The 26,594-nt window shown below is 72.8% G+C and carries 26 protein-coding genes; 15 read left to right on the top strand and 11 right to left on the bottom strand.

Features of this window, described 5'->3' with window-relative positions; all coding sequences use genetic code 11:
* Positions 1–321: 321 nt before the first annotated feature.
* The gene (locus J7E94_RS32210; RefSeq protein ID WP_215020364.1) at positions 322–825 is read left to right on the top strand and encodes an FBP domain-containing protein; all 504 of its coding nucleotides are present in this window, start codon (positions 322–324) and stop codon (positions 823–825) included.
* Between the two features lie 61 nt (positions 826–886).
* Here J7E94_RS32210 and J7E94_RS32205 read toward each other — a convergent pair whose 3' ends face one another.
* Positions 887–2,107, bottom strand: coding sequence for an amidohydrolase family protein (locus J7E94_RS32205; RefSeq protein WP_215020368.1), 1,221 nt, complete (start codon positions 2,105–2,107; stop codon positions 887–889).
* Positions 2,108–2,238: 131 nt separating this feature from the next.
* Between J7E94_RS32205 and J7E94_RS32200 the strand changes: the two genes are divergently transcribed.
* The 4 genes from J7E94_RS32200 (at position 2,239) to J7E94_RS32185 (ending at position 7,374) form a co-directional block, all read left to right on the top strand.
* Positions 2,239–5,415: a BTAD domain-containing putative transcriptional regulator gene (locus tag J7E94_RS32200; protein WP_251057553.1), complete on the top strand. Its 3,177-nt coding sequence runs from the start codon at positions 2,239–2,241 to the stop codon at positions 5,413–5,415.
* Positions 5,416–5,619: 204 nt separating this feature from the next.
* On the top strand, positions 5,620–5,808 hold the full coding sequence (locus J7E94_RS32195; RefSeq protein ID WP_215020363.1) for a hypothetical protein: 189 nt from the start codon (positions 5,620–5,622) through the stop codon (positions 5,806–5,808).
* A gap of 159 nt (positions 5,809–5,967) precedes the next feature.
* Complete coding sequence (locus J7E94_RS32190) at positions 5,968–6,726, top strand: class I SAM-dependent methyltransferase (RefSeq protein ID WP_215020362.1); 759 nt, start codon at positions 5,968–5,970, stop codon at positions 6,724–6,726.
* Between the two features lie 75 nt (positions 6,727–6,801).
* Positions 6,802–7,374, top strand: a complete 573-nt coding sequence (locus J7E94_RS32185; RefSeq protein ID WP_215020361.1) for a Uma2 family endonuclease — start codon at positions 6,802–6,804, stop codon at positions 7,372–7,374.
* A 23-nt stretch (positions 7,375–7,397) separates the two neighbouring features.
* Here the strand turns inward: J7E94_RS32185 and J7E94_RS32180 are convergent, their stop codons facing one another.
* Positions 7,398–8,984 (bottom strand): FadD3 family acyl-CoA ligase, encoded by a 1,587-nt coding sequence (locus tag J7E94_RS32180; RefSeq protein ID WP_215020366.1) that lies wholly within the window; start codon positions 8,982–8,984, stop codon positions 7,398–7,400.
* Between the two features lie 615 nt (positions 8,985–9,599).
* On the opposite strand from J7E94_RS32180, the gene J7E94_RS32175 reads away from it, so the two are divergent.
* The 3 genes from J7E94_RS32175 to J7E94_RS32165 are packed head-to-tail and all read left to right on the top strand — an operon-like array spanning position 9,600 to position 11,987.
* The gene (locus J7E94_RS32175) at positions 9,600–10,751 is read left to right on the top strand and encodes a lipid-transfer protein (RefSeq protein ID WP_215020360.1); all 1,152 of its coding nucleotides are present in this window, start codon (positions 9,600–9,602) and stop codon (positions 10,749–10,751) included.
* Positions 10,752–10,761: 10 nt separating this feature from the next.
* Complete coding sequence (locus tag J7E94_RS32170) at positions 10,762–11,214, top strand: Zn-ribbon domain-containing OB-fold protein (RefSeq protein ID WP_215020359.1); 453 nt, start codon at positions 10,762–10,764, stop codon at positions 11,212–11,214.
* A complete protein-coding gene (locus J7E94_RS32165; protein ID WP_215020358.1) occupies positions 11,211–11,987 on the top strand; it encodes an enoyl-CoA hydratase/isomerase family protein in 777 nt (258 codons plus the stop codon). The genes J7E94_RS32170 and J7E94_RS32165 overlap by 4 nt, the downstream gene beginning before the upstream one ends.
* On the opposite strand, the gene J7E94_RS32160 is transcribed toward J7E94_RS32165, so the two are convergent.
* Complete coding sequence (locus J7E94_RS32160; protein WP_215020357.1) at positions 11,988–12,593, bottom strand: hypothetical protein; 606 nt, start codon at positions 12,591–12,593, stop codon at positions 11,988–11,990. It lies immediately after the preceding gene.
* A 205-nt stretch (positions 12,594–12,798) separates the two neighbouring features.
* Here J7E94_RS32160 and J7E94_RS32155 point away from each other — a divergent pair, with 205 nt between their 5' ends.
* The gene (locus J7E94_RS32155) at positions 12,799–13,332 is read left to right on the top strand and encodes a hypothetical protein (protein WP_251057552.1); all 534 of its coding nucleotides are present in this window, start codon (positions 12,799–12,801) and stop codon (positions 13,330–13,332) included.
* Between the two features lie 230 nt (positions 13,333–13,562).
* On the opposite strand, the gene J7E94_RS32150 is transcribed toward J7E94_RS32155, so the two are convergent.
* Together J7E94_RS32150 and J7E94_RS32145 are read right to left on the bottom strand one after the other, a co-directional pair.
* Entirely contained in the window at positions 13,563–13,991 is a 429-nt protein-coding gene (locus J7E94_RS32150) for an ATP-binding protein (RefSeq protein WP_215020356.1), read from the bottom strand.
* Positions 13,992–14,093: 102 nt separating this feature from the next.
* Positions 14,094–14,822, bottom strand: coding sequence for a GntR family transcriptional regulator (locus tag J7E94_RS32145; protein ID WP_215020355.1), 729 nt, complete (start codon positions 14,820–14,822; stop codon positions 14,094–14,096).
* A gap of 86 nt (positions 14,823–14,908) precedes the next feature.
* Between J7E94_RS32145 and J7E94_RS32140 the strand changes: the two genes are divergently transcribed.
* Both J7E94_RS32140 and J7E94_RS32135 read left to right on the top strand, forming a co-directional pair.
* The gene (locus J7E94_RS32140) at positions 14,909–15,727 is read left to right on the top strand and encodes a class I SAM-dependent methyltransferase (protein WP_215020354.1); all 819 of its coding nucleotides are present in this window, start codon (positions 14,909–14,911) and stop codon (positions 15,725–15,727) included.
* Positions 15,724–16,107: a DUF6193 family natural product biosynthesis protein gene (locus J7E94_RS32135; protein WP_308345598.1), complete on the top strand. Its 384-nt coding sequence runs from the start codon at positions 15,724–15,726 to the stop codon at positions 16,105–16,107. The genes J7E94_RS32140 and J7E94_RS32135 overlap by 4 nt, the downstream gene beginning before the upstream one ends.
* An 88-nt stretch (positions 16,108–16,195) precedes the next feature.
* Here the strand turns inward: J7E94_RS32135 and J7E94_RS32130 are convergent, their stop codons facing one another.
* From J7E94_RS32130 to J7E94_RS32120, 3 genes are all read right to left on the bottom strand, one after another.
* The gene (locus J7E94_RS32130; protein WP_215020353.1) at positions 16,196–16,693 is read right to left on the bottom strand and encodes a peptidylprolyl isomerase; all 498 of its coding nucleotides are present in this window, start codon (positions 16,691–16,693) and stop codon (positions 16,196–16,198) included.
* A 56-nt stretch (positions 16,694–16,749) separates the two neighbouring features.
* On the bottom strand, positions 16,750–19,194 hold the full coding sequence (locus J7E94_RS32125; protein ID WP_215020352.1) for a PQQ-binding-like beta-propeller repeat protein: 2,445 nt from the start codon (positions 19,192–19,194) through the stop codon (positions 16,750–16,752).
* A 194-nt stretch (positions 19,195–19,388) separates the two neighbouring features.
* Entirely contained in the window at positions 19,389–20,183 is a 795-nt protein-coding gene (locus J7E94_RS32120; protein WP_215020351.1) for a VOC family protein, read from the bottom strand.
* Between the two features lie 262 nt (positions 20,184–20,445).
* Between J7E94_RS32120 and J7E94_RS32115 the strand changes: the two genes are divergently transcribed.
* Entirely contained in the window at positions 20,446–21,093 is a 648-nt protein-coding gene (locus J7E94_RS32115) for a TetR family transcriptional regulator (RefSeq protein ID WP_215020350.1), read from the top strand.
* A gap of 116 nt (positions 21,094–21,209) precedes the next feature.
* On the opposite strand, the gene J7E94_RS32110 is transcribed toward J7E94_RS32115, so the two are convergent.
* Both J7E94_RS32110 and J7E94_RS32105 read right to left on the bottom strand, forming a co-directional pair.
* A complete protein-coding gene (locus J7E94_RS32110) occupies positions 21,210–21,662 on the bottom strand; it encodes a nitroreductase family deazaflavin-dependent oxidoreductase (protein ID WP_251057554.1) in 453 nt (150 codons plus the stop codon).
* A 107-nt stretch (positions 21,663–21,769) separates the two neighbouring features.
* A complete protein-coding gene (locus J7E94_RS32105) occupies positions 21,770–23,005 on the bottom strand; it encodes an acyl-CoA dehydrogenase family protein (protein WP_215020348.1) in 1,236 nt (411 codons plus the stop codon).
* Positions 23,006–23,202: 197 nt separating this feature from the next.
* Here J7E94_RS32105 and J7E94_RS32100 point away from each other — a divergent pair, with 197 nt between their 5' ends.
* From J7E94_RS32100 to J7E94_RS32090, 3 genes are read left to right on the top strand one after another with little or no spacing between them, the layout of a single operon-like run.
* Positions 23,203–24,414 (top strand): acetyl-CoA acetyltransferase, encoded by a 1,212-nt coding sequence (locus J7E94_RS32100; RefSeq protein ID WP_215020347.1) that lies wholly within the window; start codon positions 23,203–23,205, stop codon positions 24,412–24,414.
* A 54-nt stretch (positions 24,415–24,468) separates the two neighbouring features.
* Positions 24,469–25,113: a DUF6461 domain-containing protein gene (locus J7E94_RS32095; RefSeq protein WP_215020346.1), complete on the top strand. Its 645-nt coding sequence runs from the start codon at positions 24,469–24,471 to the stop codon at positions 25,111–25,113.
* Positions 25,114–25,156: 43 nt separating this feature from the next.
* Positions 25,157–25,831 (top strand): pyridoxal 5'-phosphate synthase, encoded by a 675-nt coding sequence (locus tag J7E94_RS32090; protein ID WP_215020345.1) that lies wholly within the window; start codon positions 25,157–25,159, stop codon positions 25,829–25,831.
* Positions 25,832–26,027: 196 nt separating this feature from the next.
* Here the strand turns inward: J7E94_RS32090 and J7E94_RS32085 are convergent.
* Positions 26,028–26,594, bottom strand: a 567-nt coding sequence (locus J7E94_RS32085) for a hypothetical protein (RefSeq protein ID WP_215020344.1), incomplete at its 5' end; no start/stop codon positions are given.

The following is a 26,594-nucleotide window of genomic DNA, read 5'->3' as shown; positions in this document are numbered from 1 at the left end:
GGACCGGCCCGAACCGGAGAGACGATGAGACTGACGGGAAACCCCCAAACCCTCCCTGCTCCCGCTCCCTTGAGTCCCGACCCCCACGCCCCCGACCCACGTTTCGACCCCGCCCCTGCGACCGCCGCCCCCTCCGCATCCGCCCGCGCCTGAAACCCCTGCCCCGCCCCCGCAAGTACCGCCACGCGGCGCACGCCGCACGGCACGCGCCGCACCGCCACGCGCCACCCGGCGCACCAGAATGCGACTCCCCCGGCCGGTGACAAACCGGGCGAATATTCGGATGCGGGCGCTGGGGCTCGGCACGTAGCGTCGACTCACGTGGAACCGCTCAGTGAGAACCAGATCCGCTCGTCCTTCGTGAACTGCACCAAGGGCGAGGCGACGCGCCTGAAGATCCCGCTCGACTTCGCCGAACTTCCTTGGGAGCACCTCGACTTCCTCGGGTGGGTCGATCCGGGTGCGCCGCTGCGGGCGCACCTCGTCGTGCCGCGGCCCGAGGGGCCGGTCGGAATCACCCTGCGGGTGCCCGGCGCGGCCCGCACGAGTGCGGTGAAGTCCAGCCTCTGCCAGCTCTGCCTCACCGGGCACGCCTCCTCCGGCGTCACCCTGCTCACGGCCCCGCTGGCCGGCCCCCGGGGCCGCCAGGGCAACACCGTCGGCGTCTACGTGTGCGCCGACCTCGCCTGCTCCCTGTACGTACGGGGCAAGCGGCAGCCCAAGCTGCGCGCGGGACAGCACGAGGAGAGCCTCACCGTGGAGGAGAAGGTCGAGCGCACGCTCGGCAACCTGGACGCCTTCGTGGCGCGGGTGATCCAGGGCTAGCCGCCACCCGGGCCCGCCGTGCGGCCCGGGCGAGCGCGGACTTGTCGATGAGGAACCGTCCTCACGCCCCCGCCCACAGCCCCTCCCCCGTCAGCCCCAGCAGCTCGATCGCGTTGCCGCGCACGATGCGGTCCACCACGTCCGGCGCCAGGTGGCCCATCTGGGACTCGCCGACCTCGCGGGACTTCGGCCAGGTCGAGTCCGAGTGGGGGTAGTCCGTCTCGTAGAGGACGTTGGCGACGCCGATCGAGTCCAGGTTCTTCAGGCCGAAGGCGTCGTCGAAGAAGCAGCCGAAGACGTGCTCCGCGAAGAGCTCGGACGGCGGGCGCAGGACCTTGTCCGCGACGCCGCCCCAGCCGCGGTTCTCCTCCCAGACCACGTTCGCGCGCTCCAGGATGTACGGGATCCAGCCGATCTGGCCCTCCGCGTACATGATCTTCAGGTTGGGGAAGCGTTCGAACTTGCCGCTCATCAGCCAGTCGACCATCGAGAAGCAGCAGTTGGCGAAGGTGATGGTGGAGCCGACCGCCGGCGGCGCGTCCGCCGAGGTCGACGGCATGCGCGACGACGAGCCGATGTGCATGGCGATGACCGTGCCGGTCTCGTCGCACGCCTGGAGGAAGGGGTCCCAGGCGTCCGTGTGGATCGACGGGAGCCCCAGGTGCGGCGGTATCTCCGAGAAGGCGACCGCGCGCACGCCGCGCGCCGCGTTGCGGCGGACCTCGGCGGCGGCGAGGTGCGCGTCCCACAGGGGAATGAGGGTCAGGGGGATGAGGCGGCCGCGGGCGTCCGGGCCGCACCACTCCTCCACCATCCAGTCGTTGTACGCCCGTACGCCGAGCAGCCCCAGCTCGCGGTCGGCGGCCTCGGTGAAGGTCTGGCCGCAGAAGCGGGGGAAGGTCGGGAAGCAGAGGGCCGACTGGACGTGGTTGACGTCCATGTCCGCGAGCCGCTCGGGAACCGAGAAGGACCCCGGGCGCATCTGCTCGTAGGTGATGACTTCCAGCTTGATCTCGTCGCGGTCGTACCCGACCGCCGTGTCGAGGCGGGTGAGCGGCCGGTGCAGGTCCTCGTACACCCACCAGTCGCCGATCGGGCCGTCGTCGCCCTTGGCTCCCATGACGGGGGCGAACTTGCCGCCGAGGAAGGTCATTTCCTTCAACGGGGCGCGGACGACGCGCGGGCCGGTGTCCCGGTACTTGGACGGGAGCCGGTCCCGCCAGACGTGGGGGGGCTCAACCGTGTGGTCGTCCACCGAGATGATCTTCGGGAAGGTCTCCATACCCGATACGGTAGCGCTCATCTGACGAACCGTCAGCTAGTTGGCAGGCGATCGGTCCGGGACGGGCTGACGGGTACGTGCAAGACAGGGCAGACTGACCCTTAAAACGACGGAAGGCAGGGGGACGACAGATGGACGGCGTACCGGCCATCCCGCACCCACGGAAACACCCCGAGGCATCCCGGCGCACCCGAAAAGACGCAGATCCCGCGCGTACGGCCCGCACCCCCGCAACGCCCGCACCGCGCGCGGCGCTCGCCGTCCCGGCCGCGGCCGCCGTGCAAGCGGAACCCGCGCCCGGCCGCGCGTTGCAGGGCCTCGGCCCCACCCCCACCGGCCCCGCCGCACCCGACCCCGCCACCACGACCTCCTCCGGCGGCTCCCGCTTCGCCGTCCTCGGCCCCATCCGCGCCTGGCGCGGCGCCGAGGCCCTGCCCTCCGGCACCCCCCAGCAGCGCGCCCTGCTCGCCGCGCTCCTGCTGCGGGGCGGCCGCACCGCCACCGCGCCCGAGCTCATCGACGCCATCTGGGGCGAGGACCCGCCGCAGCAGGCCCTCGCCACCATCCGGACGTACGCCTCCCGCCTGCGCAAGGTCCTCGACCCCGGGCTGCTCGTCACGGAGTCCGGCGGCTACGCCATCCGCCTGCGCTCCGCCGCCACCCTCGACCTCGGCGTCGCCCGCAGCCTCGCCGCCGACGCCGAGGCGGCCCGCGCGGCCGGCGACCGCGCCCTCGCCCGTACGCTGCTCGCCCGCGCCCTGGACCTGTGGGACGGCGAACCCCTCGCCGGAATCCCCGGCCCGCACGCGGAGACCGAGCGCACCCGGCTGGAGGAGTGGCGCCTCCAACTCCTGGAGACCCGCCTCGACCTCGACCTGGAGGTCGGCCACCACGCCGAGGCCGTCTCCGAGCTCACCGCCCTCACCGCCGCCCACCCCCTGCGCGAGCGCCTGCGCGAACTGCTCATGCTCGCCCTCTACCGCAGCGGCCGGCAGGCCGAGGCCCTCGCCGTCTACGCCGACACCCGCCGGCTCCTCGCCCGCGAGCTCGGCGTCGACCCGCGGCCCGAGCTGGCCGCCCTCCAGCAGCGCATCCTGAACGCCGACGCCGACCTGGCCCGCGCCGAGGACCCGGCCCCCGCAGCCGCGCCCATTCACGTGCGGCCCGCCCAATTGCCGGCGACCGTCCCGGACTTCACCGGCCGCAGCAGCTTCGTCGACGAGCTCGGCGCCATCCTCTCCGGCGGGGCCGCAGACCAGGTCATGGCCGTCTCCGCGCTCGCCGGCATCGGCGGCGTCGGCAAGACCACCCTCGCCGTGCACGTCGCGCACGCCGCCCGCCCGCACTTCCCCGACGGCCAGCTCTACGCCGACCTCCAGGGCACCGAGGCCCGCCCCGCCGAACCGGAAGCCGTGCTCGGCTCCTTCCTGCGCGCGCTCGGCACCCCCGACACCGCCATCCCCGACTCCCCCGCCGACCGCGCCGCGCTCTACCGCTCCACCCTCGACGGCCGCCGCGTCCTGGTCCTCCTCGACAACGCCCGCGACGCCGCCCAGGTCCGCCCGCTGCTGCCCGGCACCGCCGGCTGCGCCGCCCTCGTCACCAGCCGGGTCCGCATGGCGGGCCTCGCCGGGGCCCATCTCGTCGACCTCGACGTGATGAGCCCCGAGGAGGCCCTCCAGCTCTTCACCCGGATCGTCGGCGCCGAGCGGGTCGGAGCCGAGCGCCAGGCCGCCCTCGACGTCGTCGGCGCGTGCGGGTTCCTGCCGCTCGCCATCCGCATCGCCGCCTCCCGCCTCGCCGCCCGCCGCACCTGGACCGTCTCCGTCCTCGCCGCCAAGCTCGCCGACGGGCGCCGCCGCCTCGACGAGCTCCAGACGGGCGACCTTGCCGTCAAGGCCACCTTCGAGCTGGGCTACGGCCAGCTGGAGCCCGCCCAGCAGCGCGCGTTCCGCCTGCTCGGGCTCGCCGACGGCCCCGACATCTCCCTCTCGGCGGCAGCGGCCGTACTGGACCTGCCCGAGTACGACACCGAGGACCTCCTCGAAGCCCTGGTGGACTGCTCGCTCCTCGAATCCGCCGCCCCCGGCCGCTACCGCTTCCACGACCTCGTACGGCTCTACGCGCGTGCGTGCGCCGAGCGCGACGAGCAGCCGCCGGGCGGGCGCGACGCGGCCCTGGACCGGCTGCTGGACTTCTACCTGGCCACCGCCTCCGGGGTCTACGCCCTGGAACGCCCCGGCGACCGGCTCCCCGCGCACCTGTCCGACACCCACTACCCCGGGCTGGTCTTCGGCGAGCCGCGCGCCGCCCTGGACTGGCTGTACGCGGAGGCCGACCCGCTGCTGGCGTGCGTCCGGCAGGCCGCCGTACGCACCGACGGGACGGCCGACGGGACGCCCGGCGGGAGGAGGCAGGTGCTGCGCCGGGCCGTGGACCTGCTGTGGGCGGCCAAGGACCTGGCCGAATCGGGGGCCAACTCCAAGCAGTACGAGTCGGCCGCCGTGGCCGTGCGCGACGCGGCGCAGGCCGCGAAGGACCCGTACGCGGAGGGCCGGGCCCGCACCACCCTCACCAACGTCCACCTCGTCGCCGGCCGCTTCACCGAGGCCGACGACGAGGCCCGCCAGGCCACGGCGCTCGCCCGCGAGGCCGGCGATCCGCTGCCCAGCTGCTGGGCGCCCAACGACCGCGGGATCATCGCCCTCTACCAGGGCCGGCACGCCGACGGCGAGCGGTACCTGCTGGAGGCCATCGAGAACTTCCGCGCCGACGGCAACAACGTCGGCGAGGCCAGCGCCCTGTGCAACCTCTCCCGCATCCACGTGGAGCTGGGCCGGCTGCAGAGCGCCATAGACCTCGCCCAGCAGGGCATCACCATCTACGACCGGATGGGGCTGACCCTGCGCCTGGCCAACGGCCGCTATGCGCTGGGCATCGCCCTCACCCAGGCGGGGCGGCTCGGCGAGGCCCTCGCGCAGCTCGCCGAGGCGCTGTCGCTGTTCCACGACAACCGCCAGCCCCTGTGGGAGGGCGTGACCCACTTCCGGCTGGCCGAGGCCCACCTGGCTGCGCGCCGGCCGACGCTGGCCGCCTCGCACGCCGAGCAGGCGATCGCGCTGCGCGGCATCGGCGGCGAGTGGCGGCGGGCGACGGTGCTGACGGTCCTGGGCAAGGCGCTGCGGCGGCTGGGGCAGACGGACCGGGCGCGGGCGTGCTGGCGGGACGCGGAGGCGGTCTTCGCGCAGCTGGGCTCGGCCGAACTGGCCGAGGTCCGGGCCCTATTGGCCTCGGAGATCGCCGCCTGACGCCGCCTGACGCCGTCTGACCCCGCCCGACCTGTGCTGACGCCCGTTGAACGAGGCGTTCATCGTTCGTTTATCGCCGGGCGGCACGATAGGTGCATCGACCCGGCGCGCCGGGGGAGGCGCCTGGGTCGGTTGGAGGACTACCCGTTCGGCGGTCCGCGGGGGAATCGCCGAACGGGCCCTACCCATCCAACAGGAGATCCGATGACGACGAACGAGAACACCTTGCCGACCGACGGCACCGTCAAGCCGCTCGACAATCACGCCTCGGGCGTCGAGATCGAAACTCTGGACAACCACGCGTCGGGGATCGAGATCAAGCCGCTCGACAACCACGCTTCGGACGAGGAGATCCAGACGCTGGACAACCACGCGTCCGGTCCGCGTCCGTAACGAGCAGCACAGCAGGTACGCAGGCGCGCACGCAAAGACGTACGGGGGACACGTACGGGGGGACGGCGGCCGCGGTGGCCCGGAGGGGGAGCCACCGCGGCCGCCGCCGTATGCCCGCGCCCAGGATCACCATGGCTGCCGGGGATCTAGGCTGGGGTCGTGTTCACCAGCCACGGGCCCAGCGTCCGCGAACTCGCCGTGCAGGCCCTGTCCTCCGTCGAGCGCGGCTACGACCTGCTCGCGCCGAAGTTCGACCACACCCCCTTCCGCACCCCCGACCGGATCCTCGACGCCGTCGAGGAGACCCTCGCCCAGCGGGAGGGCTCCTTCGGCGCCGGGCTGGACCTGTGCTGCGGCACGGGCGCCGGGATCGGCATGCTGGAGCGGCTGTGCCGGGAGCGCGTGACCGGGGTGGACCTCAGCGCGGGCATGCTGGCCGAGGCCGAGCGCACGTACGGAACCCGCGGGGGCGCCGCGCCGGCCCGGCCGGGCTCCCCGCCCGTGGACTTCGTACGGGCCGACGCGCGGGCCCTGCCGCCCGCGCTCGAGGACGCGTACGACCTGGTGGTCAGCTTCGGGGCCTTCGGCCATTTCCTCCCGGCCGAGCGGCCGGCGCTCTTCGCGGGGGCCCACGCCGCACTGCGCGACGGCGGGGTCTTCGCCTTCCCGATCGGTGCCCCGATCCCGCCGAGCCACCCGCTGTGGTGGGCGGTGGCGGGCTTCGACGCGGCGATGCGGGTGCGTAACGCGGTGTGGCGGCCGCCCTTCGTCATGTACTACCGGACCTTCCCGCTGAGCGGGGTCCGCACCGACCTCCAGGCGGCCGGGTTCACGGTCCAGACCGTCCCCCTGGAACCCTTCGGCCGCCTGCCCTCCGGCGCCCCCCGCTGGCGGCTGGTCCTGGCCCGGCGGGCCTAGTGCCGCAGCTGCGCCAAGCGCCCGTTCGGCAGGGCGCGGCCGAGTAGTCTGGCCCAGCACCCTCTGGAGGACACCATGGCAGCCGAGCTCCCCGAATGGATGCTCCCGCCCCGCCCGAGCGGCTGGGAAGCGGACGACCTCGACCACTGGCCCCAGGCCCCCCGGCACACCGAGCTCATCGACGGAGCGCTGATCTTCATGATGTCCCCGCAGCGGTCCTGGCACTCGCGGCTCGTGGAGAACCTGACCTTCAGCCTGCGGCAAGCCGCGCCCGACGGCATCGAGATCGAACGGGAGATGACCGTCCGGCTCGACAGGAAGAGCCGCCCCGAACCGGACATCCTGGCTGCGACGGTCGCCTACGATCCGGACCGTACTCGCTACCTCCCGGACGAGGTCGCCCTGGTGATCGAAGTGGTGTCCGAGGAGTCGGCAGACCGCGATCGCTCCATCAAACCCTTCAAATACGCCCAGGCCGGGATCCCCCACTTCTGGCGGGTCGAGGACGAGGTGAGCGGACCCGCCGTCCACGTCTACGAGCTGGACACGGTCACCCGTTCATACGTTGCCACCGGAATCCACCGCGAGTGGCTCAAGGTGGCGGTCCCCTTCCCCGCAGCCATCGACCTGGCCACGCTCGTCCCCTGACCGACCGGGTCGGACGGCGGGCCTCAGCGTGCGCGGAGCTCGCGCTTGAGGACCTTGCCGCTCGCGTTGCGCGGCAGGGCGGGGACGAACTCCACCGCGCGCGGCACCTTGTAGTTGGCCATCTCCCGCCGGGACCAGGCGATCAGGTCGTCGGCGGTGAGGGTGGCGCCGGGGCGGCGGACCGCGTAGGCCTTGCCGACCTCGCCGAGGCGCGGGTCCGGCACGCCGATGACCGCGACATCGGCGATGTCGGGGTGCAGGCCCAGGAGTTGCTCGATCTCGGCCGGGTAGGCGTTGAAGCCGCCGACGATGAACATGTCCTTGATCCGGTCGGTGATGCGCAGGTTGCCTGCCGCGTCGAGGACGCCGACGTCGCCGGTGCGCAGCCAGCCTTCGGGGGTGACGGCGCCGGCGGTCTCGGCCGGGTCCTCGAAGTAGCCCTGCATGACGTGGTGGCCGCGGACCCACACCTCGCCCGCGGTGCCGGCGGGCTGCGCGTCCCCGTCCGGGCCGGCGATCCGCACCTCCGTGCCGGGGATGGCCCGTCCGGAGGTGGCGGCGATGATCTCCGCCGGGTCGCCGCGGCGGCACATGGTGACGATGCCGCTGGCCTCGGAGAGCCCGTACGCGGTGAGGACGGTGGCGATGCGCAGCTCGGTGCGGAGCCGCTCGACGAGCTGGAGGGGGACCACGGCCGCGCCCGTGACGACCAGGCGGAGGGCGGAGAGGTCGTGGTGGTCGCGCTGGGGGTGGTCGAGGAGGGACTGGTGGAGGGTGGGCGGCCCGGGGAGTACGGAGATCCGCTCGGCGGCGACGTTGGCGAGGACGGTGTCCACGTTGAAGACGGGCTGCGGGATCATCGTGGCGCCGCGCATCAGGCAGGCGATGATGCCCGCCTTGTAGCCGAAGGTGTGGAAGAAGGGGTTCACGATCAGGTAGCGGTCGCCCTCGCGCAGTCCGGCGAGCTCGCTCCACACGTCGTAGCAGCGCAGGGACTGGGCGTGGGTGATGACGGCGCCCTTGGGGCTGCCGGTGGTGCCGGAGGTGAAGATGATGTCGGAGGGGGCGTCGGAGGTGATCGCTCCGGCGCGCTCGCGGACGGTTTCGGCCGGTACGGGGTCGCCGCCCGCCAGGAACTCCTTCCAGGTGCGGAAGGAGTCGGGGGCGTCCTCGGCGAGGACGACGACCTGGTCGAGGTGGGGCAGGCCGGGCAGCGGGCCGGAGCCGGGGCCTTCGGCGGCGGCGCGGCGCAGGGAGGCGACGTAGGAGGTCCCGAGGAAGGTGCCGGTGACGAAGAGCAGGCGGGCCCGGCTGCGCTGGAGGACGTATGCCGCTTCGGCGCCCTTGAAACGGGTGTTGAGGGGGACGAGCACCGCGCCGGCGGAGACGGCTCCGAGGGCGGAGACGATCCACTCCAGGGTGTTGGGCGCCCAGACGGCAACCCGGTCGCCGGGCTCGACGCCGGCGGCGATGCAGGCGGCCGCGGCGCGCTCGACGCGGTCGCCGAGCTGCGCGTAGGTGATGCGGGCGCGCCCGTCGACGACGGCCTCGCGGTCGGCGTACCGGTCCGCCGCGTCCCGGACCAGTCCGGCGATGCTGCCCCAGCGCAGGTCGCCGCGGGGGCCGGGGCCGGCGGGGGCGGGGTCTCCGGGGGCCGGGCTGCCGGGGTCAGGGTCACCGGGTTCTCCGGGGGCCGGGTCGCCGGGGCCTCCGGCGGCCGGGTCGCCGGGGCCTCCGGCGGCCGGGTCGCCGGCGTCGGGGGCCGGGGCGCCGGGATCTCCGGGGGCCGGGACACCGGGATCTCCGGCGGCCGGGGCACCGGGGCCTCCGGCGGCCGGGTCACCGGGATCTCCGGCGGCCGGGGCACCGGGGCCTCCGGCGGCCGGGGCACCGGCGTCGGGGGCGGCCGGGGCACCGGCGTCGGGGGCGGCCGGGGCACCGGCGTCGGGGGCGGCCGGGGCACCGGCGTCGGGGGCGGGATCTTCGGGCGTCGGGCGGCCCACATCCGCACCCGCCGCCGCAGGCTCGGCTCCCGGCTGGCCGCCCGCGGGGCCGGCCGCCCCGTCGTCCACGCGCACCGCCTCGATCCCCGCGCCCCCTGCGGGAGCCACCTCGCGCCCGTCCTCGTCCATCGTCCGCCGCCCTCCCAGTACCGATAGCTGACTATCCGTCAGATTAGCTGTAGCCTTCGCGGCTGTCAGTACTGGTGCACCCCGGAGGTGGCGATGGCGGCAACGCTCAAGGACGCGACGGCGATAGTCGGCATCGGTCAGACCCCCTTCGCCAAACAACTACCCCAAACCGAGAAGGAATTGGCCTGCCGCGCCATACTGGCAGCGCTCGCCGACGCCGGCATCGCCCCGTCCGAGGTCGACGCCTTCTCCTCCTACACCATGGAGGAGACCGACGAGGTCGAGGTCGCCAAGGCCATAGGCGCCGCCGACGTCACCTTCTTCTCCAAGATCGGCTACGGCGGCGGCGGCTCCTGCGCCACCGTCGGCCACCTCGCCGCCGCCGTCGCCACCGGCCAGGCCACCGTCGGCGTTGCCTGGCGCTCCCGCAAGCGCGGCTCGGGCCCGCGCCCCTGGAAGAACACCGCCGTCCAGCTCCCCACCCCCGGCCAGTGGACCCGCCCCTTCGGCCTCCTGCGCCCCGCCGACGAGATCGGCATGCTGGCCCGCCGCTACATGCACGAGTACGGGGCCACCCGCGACCACCTCTTCAACGTGGCGATGGCCTGCCGCAACCGGGCCAACGAGAACCCGGCCGCGATGATGTACGAGCGCCCGCTGACCCGCGAGATGTACATGACCTCCCGCATGATCAGCGACCCGCTCTGCCTCTTCGACAACTGCCTGGAGACGGACGGCGCGCTCGCCTGCGTGATCGTCTCCGCCGAGCGGGCCCGCGACTGCCGCCAGAAGCCCGTCTACGTGCACTCCGCCGCCCAGGGCCTGCCCGCCCAGCACCACGGCATGGTCAACTACTGGAACGACGACCCGCTGTCCGGCCCCGCCTGGACGGCCGCCCGGCACCTGTGGAAGCAGGCCGACTTCGGGCCGCAGGACGTGGACGTCGCCCAGATCTACGACGCCTTCACCCCGCTCATCCCGCTGTCCCTGGAGGGCTACGGCTTCTGCGGGCGCGGCGAGGGCGCCGCCTTCACCGAGGGCGGGGCGCTGGAGATCGGCGGCCGGCTCCCGATCAACACCGGCGGCGGCGGGCTCAGCGAGGCCTACGTGCACGGCTTCAACCTGATCAACGAGGGCGTCAAGCAGCTGCGCGGGATCTCCACCGCCCAGGTGCCGGACGCCGCGACCTGCCTGGTGACGGCGGGTGAGGGTGTCCCGACGTCCGCGATCCTGCTGCGAGCCTGAGGAGCCGATCATGACCGCCCCTGCCTCCGACGACCGCCTCCTCCTCCCCGTCCCGGACGAGGACGGCGCCCCCTTCTGGGAGTACGCCGCCCGGGGCGAACTCCGCGTCCAGGCCTGCGCCGACTGCGGCCGGCTGCGCTTCCCGCCCCGGCCGTGCTGCCCGCACTGCCAGTCCTTCTCCTCGGAGTGGCGCCCGATGAGCGGCCGCGGCCGCATCTGGTCGTACGTCCGGCCGTATCCGCCGCTCCTTCCGGCGTACGCCGCGCAGGCCCCGTACAACGTGATCCTCGTGGAGCTGGCCGACGCCCCCCACATCCGCCTGGCCGGGAACCTCGTCTCCTCGCCGGACGCCCCGCTGGATTCGGTGGACCCGGCCCGGCTGCGCATCGGCGCGCGCGTCCAGGTGGCCTTCACCGAGACGGGCGGGATGACCGTGCCGCGCTGGATCCTGGAGAAGCCGTGACGCTGCGGGTGGAGCGGGACAAGGCGACCGGGGTCGCGGTCGTCACCCTGGACCGGGAGCGGAAGCACAATGCCATCGACCTGGCGACGGCCGGCGAACTGAGCGCGGTGTGGCGGGAGTTCCGGTACGAGGAGGACGTGCGGGCGGTGGTGCTCACGGGCGCCGGGACGGCCGCCTTCTGCACCGGCGTCGACCGGGGCGTGGACGTCCCGCAGCCCTCCTCCCCGTACTCGATCGACGATCCGCTGGTCGCGATCGGCCCCAAGGCGGGCGACCTGTGGAAGCCGGTGATCGCCGCCGTCAACGGGATGGCGTGCGGCGGGGCCTTCTACCTGCTGGGCGAGTCGGAGTTCGTCATCTCCTCCTCGTCCGCGACGTACTTCGACCCGCACACGACGTACGGGATGGTCAGCGCCTACGAGGCCGTGTACATGGCGCAGCGGATGCCCTTCGGCGAGGTCGCCCGGATGTCGCTGATGGGCACGGCGGAACGGCTCTCCGCGCAGCGGGCGTACGAGATCGGCCTGGTTTCGGAGGTGACGCCGCCCGGGGAGCTGCTCCCGGCGGCCCTGCGGGCGGCACAGACGCTGGCCCGCTTCCCGACGGAAGCCGTGCAGGGCACCGTACGGGCGCTGTGGTCGGCGAAGCTGGCGGCGCTCCAGCAGGCCCTGGCGCAGGCTCCGGCGCTGATCACGCTGGGGAACCTGGCGCCGGAGCGGCAGGCGGAGCTGTTCGGCGGGCGGCGGCCGGGGACGGAGTTCCGGCTGCGCTGATCAGCGCTTGGCGGTGGACTTGGCCGGCTTGGGGGTGGCCTTCGGCGTGGACTTGGAGGTGCCGGTGCCGTCGGCCGGGGTGGGGCTGCCGGTGGCCGTGTCGGTCTCGGGCGTGGCGAGGCGGCAGTTCTTGACGTCGGCGGCGTGCGACGGGCCTTCGAGGGCGACATCGACCGTGCGGGTCTCGCGCGCCTCGAGTGTCACGCGGACGACGGACGATTCGAGGACCGTTCCGTCCGCCCTCTCGCGGGAGAGGTTGACCCTGACGTTCGCCTTGCGGTCCAGCCGGGAGGTGAACCTGACGGTGGTGGTGGCCTGCTGCGGCCCCGCGCACGTGACGACCACGACGGTGGCCGGATCACCGGTCGGACTGGCCGAGGCCGAGGCGGAGGCGGACGCCGTGCTGCCGTTGCTGCCGCTGTGGGACTTCCTCTTGCTCTTGGAGCTGGAGCAGCCTCCCCCGCTGCCGCTGCCGCTGCTCTTGCTCTTGCTCTTCCCGCTACTGCTGCCGCTGCTGCTGCTTCCGCCGTGCGACGAGAACCCGGTCAGCGCGAACACGACGGCCACCAGTACGGCGGTGAATCTGATCTGTCGTCCAGCCACCACGATCCGAACCCCTCCCCTTGTACGGACGGCCGGTCACGCTATCAGCCGCCGCACGCGAGCGGACCTGAACCGAAGGGTGCAGTCCTGCGCCTGAACCGAACGGTTTACCGGGGTGGCCGCGGGAGCCATACGGGCTTCCCGGCATGCGGGGGCCACGGGCCGGGCGTAGCGTCGGGATCGAGACCCCAACCTCGGAGGGCCAGGCATGATCCGCAACGTTCTCGGCTCGCTGATGGGTCTCATCGGAGCGACGGCCGCCGTCTGGAGCCCCTTCCGTGCCTGGTACGACGGCCGTCACGGACGCGACTACCGCATCCAGGACCTCTTCACCCCCACCGGAGTCACGGGCCACGGGTCCACCCTGCTGCTCTCGCTCTTCCTCCCCTGCCTCATCGCCGCGCTCCTCACCGTGGCGGCGGTCCTGCGCCGCTCGCGGCTGCTCATGGCCCTGGCCGGGGTGGTCGTGCTCGGCTTCGCCGTCCTGTGGATGGTCCGCCAGGGCCAGGCCGCCGGAAGCCTCACCGTCGGGTCCGACGGCAAGGGCCTCGGCGACGGAGTCGCCAGCGCCTTCGGCGCCGGCGCGCTGATCCTCCTCGGCGCGGCCGTGATGCGCGGCCGCCCGAGGCGCCGCACGCGCGCCCTCCCCCCGACCACCACCGCCCCGGAACCGACCCCGGGCGGCCCGACAACCCCGCCCGACGAACCGCGGCCCCCGCACCCGCAGCAGGACCACACGTAACCCGGATCAGCGGTACTCCATAGCGCGCTGGAAGTCGGTCACGATCCGGCGGTAGCCGGTGTGGCCTGTGCGGCCCGCATGACGCAGGGACCACACTGACGGGGCGTCCACGTCGTCCGCCGGGCCGGAAGCGTCGAGGCATGAGGTGCACTCGGACTCATAAACCGGCCCGCTCCCCGTACGGTCTGCGGCCAGCAGCCAGCCCGACGGACTCACCACCCGCTCGCCGCTCACAGCGGCACCGCCTTCACTGACAGCTCCGCCCAGACGCGTTTCCCGGGTCCGAGCCGCTCCCCAACGGCCCACCGGTCGGCGAGTGCGGACACCAGGAACAGCCCGCGCCCGCCGTCCGCGCCGATGTCGGGCACCCTCGCCTCCGGCCGTCCGGCGCACACGTCGTGGACCTCGATCCGCAGTCCGCCCGGCAGTCGTACGTACCGGGTCTCGATCTCCCGATCCATGGGGGCGACCGCATGCCGTACCGCGTTGGTGACCAGTTCGGAAACCACCAGCAGTGCATCCCCCTCCAGCTCGGAGAGCCCCCAGTTCTGCAAGGCCTTACGCAGCTCCGTCCGCGCAAGCGGCACGCAGCGCGCCTCGCGACGCCATCGCCGTACGACTTCGACTTGGCCCACCGGCAGGCCGATAAAATGCTCCATGCTGACGCTCCTTCGAAGCGTTGGCCACGCCCCCGGACCGTTCGCGCGGTTGCGGGGGTATCCGCCTTCATCGAAGGAGACTCGACCGGTGGACCGGTCCAGTCAACCCCCCTGATTCATCGAATAGTTGTCCGTGCGCTCCCACAGTCCCTCGGGGGTGACGCCTTCCTCGCAGACCAGGACCCCTCCAGCCTCGTCATAGGCGGTGTGAAGGACCACCGCCACCGCGCAAGGACGTTTCACCTGAAGGAGTTCGGCCTCCGCGCTCGTTGCCAGGCGTACTGATGTCGTGTCCGTACCGCGCACCGGCAGCCGCCCCGTCATGCGCCGCACGTAGTGCGTCGTGCCCTCGGCGATCGGCCCGTTCTGATGGAGCCGTGGGCAGACATTCGCGATCTGCGACGGGAACCAGGCGACCACCTGCGATTGCGGCCCGCCCTCCTCCGTGAGGACCAACCTGGCGCGGTGGAGGGCCCGGATGCCCGCTGCCAGGCCGAGGGCTTCCGCGATGTGCGAGGGAGGCACCAGCATCTCCGGCACACCGAGCCGGCGGTACGGGGCGGCTCCCTGCACCCGGCTCGTTCCCGGCCCCCGCCCACCTGCCGGCCGGGCAACCGGGGTCTGCGTCACGACGAATCCACGGCCCTGATGCGGAACCACCAGTCCGTCGGCCCGCAGCACTTCCATGGCCTTGATGGCCGTCGCCCGCGAGACCGCCCACTGCTCGCACAGGTCACGGCTGGAAGGGAGCAGGTCCCCAGGTTCGAACTCGCCTTCAGCGACACGCCGCCGCAGGCTCTCCGCGATCTGCTCGTACTTCAGAAGTGGCATGTGCGTTCCTTGGGACGTAGGGCAACCGGTTGACCGGTCAGGCTAGGGGCTACCGCTCCATGCGGCCAGCCCCGAGAATCGGAGCCATGCCCACACACTCCGTAGGCCCAGAGATCATCGCTTTCTACAGCGAGACGATCAGCGAATCCGACCGGCTGAGCACCAGCGCGGACGGGGTACTCGAGATGGTCCGTACTCAGGAGCTGCTGCGGCGCCATCTCCCGGCCGCGCCGGCCCGGATCATCGACATCGGCGCAGGCCCCGGCGCGCATGCCCGGTGGCTCACGAAGGACGGGTACGACGTCGACCTCGTCGATCCTGTACCGCGCCATGTCGCGGAAGCCGAGGCCGCCGGATTGCGCAGCACGCTCGGCGACGCACGCGCGCTGACCGCCGCCGACGACTCGTACGACGTCGCGCTCGTCTTGGGCCCGCTGTACCACCTGCTCGACCACGGCGACCGTATCCAGGCCCTCCGCGAGGCCGCCCGCGTCGTCCGCCCCGGCGGTCTCGTCGCGGCCGCCGCCATCGGCCGGTACGCCTCCCTCTTCGAGCACGTCGCCACCACCATGCTCACGGTCGACAGGGTTCGCGACGCCGTAACCGACATCCTCGTCAGCGGAATCCACGAACCGGGCCGCAAGGGCTTCACGAGCTCCTACTTCCACACCGGCGAGAGCTTGGCAGCCGAGATGCGCGAAGCAGGCTTCAGCCAACCGCGCGTCTACGGCATCGAAGGCCCGGCGTGGTCGGCGCTCAAGGCGACCGAGCAGCACACCAAGGACAGTCTGGTCGACTCGAAGATATTCGAGGCGGCGCTGACGGCGGCACGCATCGCCGAGCCGCACCCGGAGCTGCTCGCCGCGAGTTCGCACATGCTCGCCGTGGCCCCGGTGGAGAAGTGACGTCAGACATGACAGATAAAAGGAGCTCTCGAAACGCGGCGGACATCGTGGCCGCGCAGTGGCAGGCCTTCTTGGCGTTCAGCGACGAAGTCATCGACCCCGAGGTGGTCCGTGCCGCGTATGCGCAGCCGCCGCTGCGGGAACTGTTCCCCGCGATCAGCCACGGCGTGCTGTACCTCAGCCGTTGTACCCAGTACCCGTGGACTCACGATGTCGGCACCGCGTTCCCGCAAGCCAGTGGCGGCTACCGGGTGCGCCGCCAGTCCGACAACACGCTTCCTGGCGTGACGGAGACACTGGAGGAGGCCTACCGCCTGATCGCCGCGAACCTCCCCGAGGGCTGCGGCCCTGCCATCGACGGAACGGCGAACGACCTGTGAGGCGGGCGGGTTGAGGGCCGGGCATGACGGCGGCCCCGGCCCCCGGGGTGGGGGCGGGGCCGGCCAGCCGTTGCGGGCGGGGTGGTGATCAGGCAGCGTCGACGACGCCCGAGGCCGCGATCTCGACCTTGGCCTTGGGGGCGCCGGACTGGGAGCCCAGGGCCTCGATCTGGTCGACCAGTTCCTTGCCCTCGACGACCTCGCCGAAGACGACGTGCTTGCCGTCGAGCCAGGAGGTGACGACGGTGGTGATGAAGAACTGCGAGCCGTTGGTGTTGCGGCCGGCGTTCGCCATCGACAGCAGGTACGGACGGTCGTGCTTCAGCTCGAAGTTCTCGTCGGCGAACTTCTCGCCGTAGATGCTCTTGCCGCCGGTGCCGTTGTGGTTGGTGAAGTCACCGCCCTGCAGCATGAACTGCGGGATGACGCGGTGGAAGCCGGAGCCCGCGTAGCCGTAGCCGTTCTGGCCGGTGGCCAGCTCGCGGAAGTTCTGCGCGGTCTTCGGGACGACCTTGTCGAACAGCTCGAAGACGATGCGGCCCGCGGGCTTGTCGTTGATGTTGATGTCGAAGTAGACGTTGCTCATGGGGTCCATCCTGTCACTCCCGGTGCGTTCCGCTAGCGGGAGGGGGCCGAGTCGCGTCAGCCACTCGTACGGGTGCCCGTTCCCTTCACCGCGTCCAGGGCGTACACGCAGCGGTCCTTGCTGCACGCGTAGACCACGCCCGCCTCGGCCACCGGGGCGCCCGTGATCTCGCCCCCCGTGGCCAGTTTCCAGCGCAGCTGGCCGCCCGCCGCGTCCAGGGTGTACAGGCAGTGGTCGGCGGAGCCGAAGTGCACGCGGCCGTCCGCGACCGCCGGGAGGCCGGTGATCTCGCCGCCCGCCGCGAACCGCCACTTCGGGGTGCCGGTGACCGCGTCGAGGGTGTACAGCGCGCTGCCCGCGCCCAGGTGGACGCTGCCGTTCGCGACGACCACCGGGTCCGAGGACGGGCGCGACTCGGTCGCGATGCGCCAGCGGTCCTTGCCCGTGGCCGCGTCGAGGGCGTAGACGGTCCCGAGGTAGTCGGCGAGGTAGACCCCGCCGCCCGTCACCGCCGCGCCCGGCGCGAAGGCCGGCGGTGCGAGGAACACCGCGGGGGCCTCGAAGTGCCAGCGGACCCGGCCCGAGGGCCGGTCCACGGACAGGACGCGGGTGCCGGCCACGACGTAGACGTTGCCGTCCGGCGCCGGGGTGACGCGGACCGGGACGTTTCCGCAGGAGGCGGCGTCGCCGACCGGGTAGGACCAGGACTCGCGGCCGCTGCGGGCGTCCAGGGCGCGCAGCCGCGCGTCCTGCCAGACGTACACCGTGCCGTCGTGGAGGACGGGGGCCGCCTCCGGGGTCTCGAAGTCGGTCTGCGCGCCGGTCAGCTCCCACAGCTTCTGGCCGTTGGACGCCTCCCAGCCCTGTACGCCGCCCCCGCGCGTGGCGGTGACGACCGTGCCGCGCTCCGCGCGCACGGCGTACACCCAGGCGTCGGTGGACAGCCGCCACCGCTCGGAGCCGTCGGTGGCGTCGAGCGCGTAGAGGGAGGGGCCGTCGGAGGCGTGGATCCGGCCGTCGGAGACGGCCATGGACCAGGCGACGTCACGGGTCTTGAACTGGCGGCGGCCGCTCGCCACGTCCAGGGCGTGGACCTCGAAGGAGGTGACGTAGAGCAGGTCGCCGGCGACGGTCGGGGTGCCCCAGACCTCGTTGGACATGCGGAAGCGCCACGGGCGCCAGCGGCCGCTGTCGGGGGCCGGGCCGCCGGGTCCGGGTACGGACGCGGCCCCGGACGCGGGCGCCGGTACGGGTGCCACCGCCGCCGAGCCGCCCGGCGGGCGGACCCAGCCGGTCGCCGAGTCGGCGGAGGCGTGCCCCGCGGGCGCCGAGGCGGTCGCACGCGGCCCCGGCCCGACCGGCACCGGCGAGCCGCCGAGGCGGACGGGCTCGCCCGAGGGCACCGGGGACATCGGCGGGTGGTGCGGGCGCTGCGGGACGGCCTGCCCGGTGCGCGGGTCCACCCAGGGGTCGGCCCCGCGCTGGGCGCGGCGGTGCGTCGCGGCCGCGGAGATCGGCCCCCGGGCACCGGCACCGGCACCTGCACCGGCACCTGCACCGGCGCCACCGCCGCCGGGTTCCGGCACGGGCGTCGCAGGCGGCGTACGGTGCCCCGCCCGCCGGGCCTCGATCATCGCGACGGCCCGGCCGGGCAGCCATGCCGAGGCGGTGCCGCTCTCGTCGTCGCCTTCGAAGAGGTGCGGGGCGAGCTGCGCCTGGAGGTCGGCCGGGGTCGGCCGCAAGGTGGCGTCCATCTGCATACAGGACTCGATCAGCGGCCGCAGCTCGTCCGGGAGCCCCTCGAGGTTGGGCCCCTCGCGCAGCAGCATGAAGACCGTCTCCACCGGGTTCGCCCCGTGGTAGGGCGGATGTCCCGTCGCGGCGAAGACCAGCGTCGAGCCGAGCGAGAAGACGTCGCTGGCGCCCTTGACGCTGCGCGAGTCCTTCGCCTGCTCGGGCGACATGTAGGCGGGGGTGCCGACGGCGACGTTCGTCATGGTCAGGCGGGTGTTGGAGACCCCGCTCGCGATGCCGAAGTCGATCACGCGCGGGCCGTCCTCGACGACGAGCACGTTGGACGGCTTCAAGTCGCGGTGGACCAGTCCTGCACCGTGGATCGACTGCAGCGCCTCGGCGATGCCGGCCGCGAGCCACCGTACGGCCTGGGCGGGCATCGGCCCGCACTCGTTGACGATCTCCTCCAGAGAGGGCGCCGGGACGTACGCGGTCGCCAGCCACGGCACGGCGGCGCGCGGGTCGGCGTCGACGACGGCCGCGGTGTAGAAGCCGGACACGGCGCGCGCCGCCTCCACCTCGCGGGTGAAGCGGACACGGAAGAGCTGGTCCTCGGCGAGCTCGGTGCGCACCGTCTTGATCGCGACCCGCCGTCCGGACGCGGACCGCGCGAGATAGACCAGCCCCATGCCGCCGGCGCCGAGCCGTCCGAGCACCTCGAAGGGGCCGATCCGTCTCGGGTCGTGCTGCGTCAGCTGCTCCACCACTCGCCTCCACACCTCCCCGTACGGGCCCTCGCCGGGCCCGCTCCTTCGACCAGCACGCCATCAGCGCGCGAGTCGGCCGGGGGCCTGCCCCCTGCAACGTCTCACTCCGGGCGCCGCCCGGGTCGCGCACCCCTGATTCTGTCAGGCCCGGGCCCGGTCCGGCCCCGGCACGGCGATCGGCACAGTGATCCCGGTTACGGTGCCGTCCGCGTCCGGGGGTCCGACAGCAGCCCGAAGACCGCACCCTGATTGTCGGCGACGACCGCGATCCGCCCGTACGGGGTGTCGAAGGGATCGGCGGTGACCCGGCCGCCGAGCCGCTGCACCACCGCGACGGACTGGTCGCAGTCGGGGACGGCGAAGTAGGCGAGGAAGTGCGCGGGCATGATCTCCGGGAAGGCGTCGGTGATCAGGGTGCGGCCCAGGACGGCGGTGTCCGAGCCGGGCGCGCGGCCCGGCGGGGACCAGACGCGGTATTCGACGCCCGCGTCGTCCTGGTCCTCCGGGACGTAGCCGAAGACCTTGGCGTAGAAGACGTCCACGGCGTCGCGGGCCCGCGTGTAGACCTCGCTCCAGCAGTACGTGTACGGCTCCCTCTGGGCCTCGAAGCCGTGGTGGGTGCCGGGCTGCCACAGGCCGAAGACGGCGCCGCCGGGGTCGGCGGCCATCGCGGCGGTCCCGTACGGGCCCACCGGCATCGGGTCCATCACCATCTGGCCGCCGGCGGCGCGGATGCGCTGGGCGCAGGCGTAGGCGTCGGTGGTGTAGAGGTAGACCCCCCATACGGTGGGCATGCGGCCGTCGGGCTTGGGGGCGAGGGCGGCCACGTTGCGGCCGCGGCTGTAGGCCTGCGTGTAATGGCCGTACTCGGCGCCCGCACTGTCCGCGAAGGTCCACCCGAAGAGCTCACCGTAGAAGCGCTTGCCCGCCTCGACGTCCGGCAGCGAGGCGTCCACCCAGCAGGGTGCGCCTTCCGCGAATGCGGCCATGAGCCCGGTTCCTTCCGTTGTGCGGGGGTGTGTACCCTCCCACCTCTCCCAGCCATGATCCGCCCGAAAACTTGTCCACAGCCTGTTGATAAGACTATTCGGGGGAAAATCTGAGGAACCGGGCGACGCGCCGGGGCGCCGCGACGGCCGGATTCCGCCCCCTCGGCCGCGCCCGACCGGTCACCGCCCAGGCCAGGGGCCCCGTAACCCCATTTGCAGGCGGCCGAATAGCGCGCCGATCACCCCTCGGTAAGCTGACGGCATGACAGGACAAGTACGCACCGTCGACGGGCGTGTCGCCGGCCGGCGCGGCCAGGCGACGCGGCAGAAGCTGCTCGACTGCCTCAGCGAGATGCTCAGCTCCTCGCCGTACCGCGACGTCAAAGTGATCGACGTCGCCCGCAAGGCCGGTACCTCCCCCGCGACCTTCTACCAGTACTTCCCGGACGTCGAGGGCGCCGTCCTGGAGATCGCCGAGGAAATGGCCACGGAGGGCGCGCAGTTGACGTCGCTCGTCGAGGGCCGCACCTGGGTCGGCAAGTCCGGATGGGCCGCCGCCGAGGAACTCGTCGAGGGCTTCCTGGACTTCTGGCGGCGCAACGACGCGATCCTGCGGGTCGTCGACCTCGGCGCGGCCGAGGGCGACAAGCGCTTCTACAAGATCCGCATGAAGATCCTGAATTCGGTCACCAACTCCCTGACGGAGTCGATGAAGGAGCTCCAGGCCAAGGGCAAGGTCGACAAGGACGTCAGCCCTGCGGCGATGGCCGGTTCGCTGGTCGCGATGCTGGCCGCGGTCGCCTCGCACCAGAAGGGCTTCCAGACCTGGGGCGTCAAGCAGAACGAGCTCAAGCCGAATCTGGCGCTGCTCGTCCACCTCGGCATCACGGGCAAGAAGCCCACCAAGTGACGGCGGACCCTCCGGGGTCCGCCGCCCGTGCCGCCGGTGCTCCCTGCGCCACCGGCGCCACCTGTGCCGCCGGCGCTACCCGCGCCACCGGCGCTACCCGTGCCGCCCGCCTGCGATCAGCGACGCTCCAGGCGGAACAGCCGGATCTCGCGCTCGATGCGCGCCTGGTACGTCGCGTACGGCGGCCAGAACTTCAGCACCGCCTGCCACGCCGCCGCGCGCTCCTGCCCCTCCAGCAACCGGGCCCGTACGGCGATGTCCTGGCCCTTCCAACTCACGTCCGCGTCCGGGTGCTTGAGCAGGTTCCCGGTCCACGCCGGGTGCCCGGGCCGGCCGAAGTTGGAGCCGATCAGCAGCCAGCTCGCCCCGTCGGCCTCCGGCATGCAGGCGAGCGGGGTGGTGCGCGGCTCGCCGGTCTTGGCGCCCTTGGCGGTGAGGATCACGCCCGGCAGCATCTGGGCGCTGAGCATGACCTTTCCGCGGGTCAGCTTGTGCACCGCCTTGTCCATGGCGGGGATGAAGTGCGGTGCGATCTTGGCGAACAGCAGGGTCGAGGAGACCTTCTGCATCACCTTGACGCCGATGCCGTTGCCGTTGCCGGTGCCGGTGCCGGTGCCGGTGCCCTTGCCGTTGCCGTCGCCGTTGCCGGAGCGGGTGCCGGGAGCCTCGCGAGACATCAGACGGCCACCTTCCGGGGCAGGGGGGCGAACAGGCCCGCGCCGTCCGCCGCGTGCGCCCGCAGCCGGTGGACCGGGCCGAACAACAGCTCGTCGGCCGCCGCCCGCTTGAAGTACAGGTGCGCGTCGTGCTCCCAGGTGAAGCCGATGCCGCCGTGCAGCTGGATCGCCTCGCCCGCGGTCGTCCGCAGGGCCTCCAGCGCCTGGGCGAGGGCGAGGCCGCCCTGGTCGGGGTCCCAGGCGGCGTAGTAGGCCGCCGAGCGGGCCGCCTGCACCTGTACGTAGAGGTCGGCGAGGCGGTGTTTGACCGCCTGGAAGGAGCCGATCGCCCGGCCGAACTGCTCGCGCTGGTTCACGTACTCCACGGTGCGGGCGAGCGCCTGAGCGGCCGCGCCGACGGCCTCGGCGGCGAGCACGGCGGAGGCGGTGCGGCCGGTGGCTGCCAGGGCGCGGAATACGGGACTTGTGTGCGCGGCCTCGGTCTCGAGCTCCCGCTTCGCCTCGGCCTCGACCCTGGCCTCACCGAGCAATTCGGCTGGCACGTCACGGAGTTGGATCCTGGCCTGCGGGCGGGTCTCGTCCAGTACGGTCTGTCGTGTCCGTACGAGTCCGGGCGCGTCCTCCCGTACGAGGAAGAGCAGCGTACGGCTGCGGGCGAAGCCGCCGGCGTGCGCGGCAACCAGCAGCAGCGAGGCGCTGTGCCCGTCCAGCACCTGCGCGACCTCGCCGTAGAGCCGCCAGCCGCCGCCCGTTTCCTCGGCGCGGGCCTGAACCCCGCCCGCGCGGCCGCCGCCGGACCACTGGCCGGCGGTGTTGTCGCCGGTCAGCGCGAGGGCGGTGGCCAGGGCCGGGCCGGGGACGGCGAGGGCGGCGGTGAGGCCGCCGGCGGCGAGCGGCGGGAGCAGCTCGGAGCGCTGGGCGGCGGTGCCGAGGGCGGTGATCAGCGGCACGCAGAGCACGGCGGTGGCCAGGAGCGGCGAGGGTGCGAGCACCCGGCCGGTCTCCTCGCAGGCCAGGGCCAGGTCGGCGGGGGCGCAGCCGACACCGCCGTACTCCTCGGCGATGGCGAGGCCCGGCAGGCCGAGCCGCTGGGCGAGCTGCTGCCACAGCTCGCGGTCGTGTCCGGCGGCGGTGCGGACGGCGGCTTTGACCTCGTCCGGGCCGCAGCGTTTGCCCAGGATCTCGCGCAGGGTACGGCGCATCTCGTCCTGCTCCGCGGTGAAGGCGGCATCCATCGTCGGGCTCCTCCCCGTATCTGACGGGCCGTCATGTTAGGGCGGGCGGCGGCAGATGCACAGGGGTGGGACGGGTCGGGGATGCGAGTCGGCGGGCAGCTCGATACCGGCGCACCGGCAGCCGGCACCGGCAGCCGGCACCGGCGGCCGGTACCGGTGTCTAGCATCTGACGTATCGTCAGATGTACCTTCCCTGCATGCCTGGACTCACACCCGGACCCGGAATCGGATCCGTTCCCGCATCCCCCCGCCGCAGGGTCGCGGTGGTCGGCGTCGCCCTCTCCGACTGCGGCCGGGTGGACGGCCCCACCCCCTACGCGCTGCACGCGCAGGCCGCACGGCGCGCCCTGGCCGACTCCGGCCTGGACCGCTCCGTCATCGACGGCTTCGCCTCCGCCGGCCTCGGCATCCTGGCGCCGGTGGAGGTGGCCGAGTACCTCGGACTGCGCCCCACCTGGGTCGACTCCACCTCCGTGGGCGGCTCGACCTGGGAGGTGATGGCCGCCCACGCGGCGGACGCGATCGCCGCGGGGCACGCCAACGCCGTCCTGCTGGTCTACGGATCCACGGCCCGCGCGGACATCAAGGCCCGCCGGCGGACCTCGAACCTGTCCTTCGGGGCGCGGGGACCGCTGCAGTTCGAGGCCCCGTACGGGCACACGTTGGTCTCCAAGTACGCGATGGCCGCGCGCCGCCACATGCACGAGTACGGGACGACGCTGGAGCAGCTCGCCTCGGTGGCCGTGCAGGCGCGGGCGAACGCGGGCACGAACCCGGACGCGATGTTCCGCGACCCCATCACGGTCGAGGACGTCCTGTCCGGGGAGATGATCGCGGACCCCTTCACGAAGCTGCACTGCTGCATCCGCTCGGACGGCGGCTGCGCGGTGCTCCTGGCGGCCGAGGACTACGTACCGGATACGGCGAAGGCTCCGGTGTGGATCCTGGGGGCGGGGACCTCGGTCTCCCACACCACGATGTCGGAGTGGGAGGACTTCACGGTGTCCCCGGCGGCGGTGTCGGGGCGGCTGGCCTTCGAGCGGGCCGGGCTCACCCCGGCGGACGTGGATCTGGCGGAGGTCTACGACGCCTTCACGTACATGACCCTGGTGACCATGGAGGACCTCGGCTTCTGCGCGAAGGGCGAGGGCGGGGCCTTCGTGGAGAAGGGCCGGCTCCTGCGCGACGGGGAACTCCCGGTCAACACGGACGGCGGCGGCCTCTCGGCCTGCCACCCCGGGATGCGCGGGCTGTTCCTGCTGGTGGAGGCCGTCCGCCAACTCCGCGGCGAGGCGGGCCCGGGCCGCCAGGTCACCAAGGCCGGCGGCCGCCTCCCGGAGGTGGCCCTGGCCTCGGGCACGGGCGGCTGGTTCTGCTCGTCGGGGACGGTGATCTTGGGGCGGGGGTGAGGGGGCCGCCATGGGTGACGGGCGTTGTCAGAGGGGCCGGTCAGGATGGCCGTCATGACGAACGGAACGACCTGGCTCGCCGCCCGCCAATCCGTCGCCTTCGGCGGCTACCACGTGGTGCTCGCCCGCGGTCTCTCCCCGGAAGAGCTCGCTGACCGCCTCGCGGCGGCCGTGGAATACACGGAGTGCACCGCCGTGGCGGTCGGGGAGCACACCGGAGAGTCCCTGCTGGAGCTCATGGACGACACGTACGGCGGTTCCATGGACGGCATCGGCCTGCGCCTCGGCCGCGCCGGGGACTGGACGTACGCGGTCGCGTACGGCGGTTGGCAGGGTGAGTTCGGGCCGCTGGCGCCGGTATCGCGCGGCGGCGCACACGTCTGCCTCCTGGAGTACGAGGAGGAGAACGGCAAGCCGGTCCCGCCGCAGTTCGCGTACTTCCTCGACGGCCGCCTGCTGAGCGCCTGCAATCTGCACTTGGATGCCTCGTGGGGCTACCAGGGGGTCGACGGCGACGCCGCGACGGCCGCCCGCTTGCAGGAGCTGCTGACCGCCGCCGGACTGCAGGACCCGGAGCGGGACCGGAGGGAGGTGCACGGCACCGCGCTGGGCATCATCCAGGCGTTCTTCGGGTTCTCGCTGCCGAAAGCGCCGATCGTGGACGGTGTCCTGCCGGCCGTCCTGCTGGAACCGGCGTGATCCGATCGCCAGGTGACCCGTGCTCGCCTTCTAACCTGTGGGGATGACCCCTGAGATCAGTAGTGACGAGTTCCGCGATGTCCTGCACTCCCTGCGCGTGTGGGACCGCCCGCTTCCCGGCTTCGATGTCGGGGAGGCGCCCGGGGAGCCGTTGGCGCTGTTTCGCGAGTGGTTCGTGCACGCCGCCGGGGCAGGGCAGTTGGAGCCGCACACCATGACTCTGGCGACCGTGGACGCGCAGGGGCGGCCCGACGTGCGGACGCTGATGCTGCACGATGCCGACGGGCGGGGGTGGCATTTCGCCTCGCACTCCATCAGTGCCAAGGGGAGGCAGCTGGCCGGGCGGCCGGAGGCTGCGATCGGGTTCTACTGGGCGGCCGTGGGGCGGCAGGTGCGGATCCGGGGGCGGGTCGGGGCCTGCGGGCCCGAGGAGAGCCGGGCGGACCTGGCCGCGCGGTCGCGCGGGGCGCTGGCCGCTGCTCTGACGGGGCGGCAGAGCGAGGTGCTCGGCTCCGCCGAGGAGCTGGCGCGGGTATCGGCGGCCGCGTGGGAGCGGGCCGGGGCCGAGCCGGACGCGCCGGCCCCGACGTGGACGCGGTACGTGCTGGAGCCCGCCGAGGTGGAGTTCTTCCAGGGTGATGCCGCCCGCCGCCACGTCCGGCTGCGCTACCGGCGCAACCCGGACGGGGGCTGGGCGCGTGAGCTGCTCTGGCCCTGATCAGGCGCCTAAGGCTGCGGATGCGAATCGAGTTTCCGGCCGTGGGGCGCCTCCATGGCCCCCGCAACGCCGCAAAGGAGCGGTGCGCGTAACTCGTGATCTTGGCGGGCGTGGGTCCGCTCACGATCGGCGTTGCCGGATACGAGGAATGTCATTTCCGTAGGACCGCCCGAAGCCAGGCAGGGTGGGACGGGCCCTAGCCCCCTTGGGAGACGACGACCTCACTGTCGGCGGGGGGCCGGATCTGCGTGATGGTCTCGAAGTCGAAGTAGGTGATGTCGGACTGTTCCTGACCGGTCTCGGTTCGCCTCAGCAGGTACGGACGGCCCTGCGCGGCGACGTATTCCGTGACGGTCCCGCCCTCCGGACCTGGATACGTGAGGGTGATGGCGGGCTGTCCATCGACGGTTGCGGCGGCCCCTCTCGTGATCCCGGGAGTCTCCAGCTCCTTCAGCAAGATCATGGGATTCTCCAGACCGCAGCCGTAGGTGAGTGCCCTGGCGTCCTCGTGTTCGGCATCGAGTCTGACCCAGCGGTCGGCGACCCGCTCGACCACCGCGTCTTCCTGAGCCTTCGTACCGTTGAGGACTGCCCGCCATGCGGCGGCGTCGCGCTTGGCGTGGACGACCTTGGTAGTGGCGTGGATTTCCGTCCTGCCCAGGCCGTCGCCAGTGAGGGTGCCCGCACAGTCCATACGGACGAAGGTGAGATCGAGCGTGCCGGTCAGCCCCTTCCCACTCAGCCTCGATCCACCGGTTTGATG

This window comes from Streptomyces sp. ISL-94 (assembly GCF_018614075.1).
Taxonomy (GTDB): Bacteria; Actinomycetota; Actinomycetes; order Streptomycetales; family Streptomycetaceae; genus Streptomyces.
Note: the sequence above shows the minus strand (reverse complement) of the source record. Positions and strands in the feature narration are given on the sequence as shown.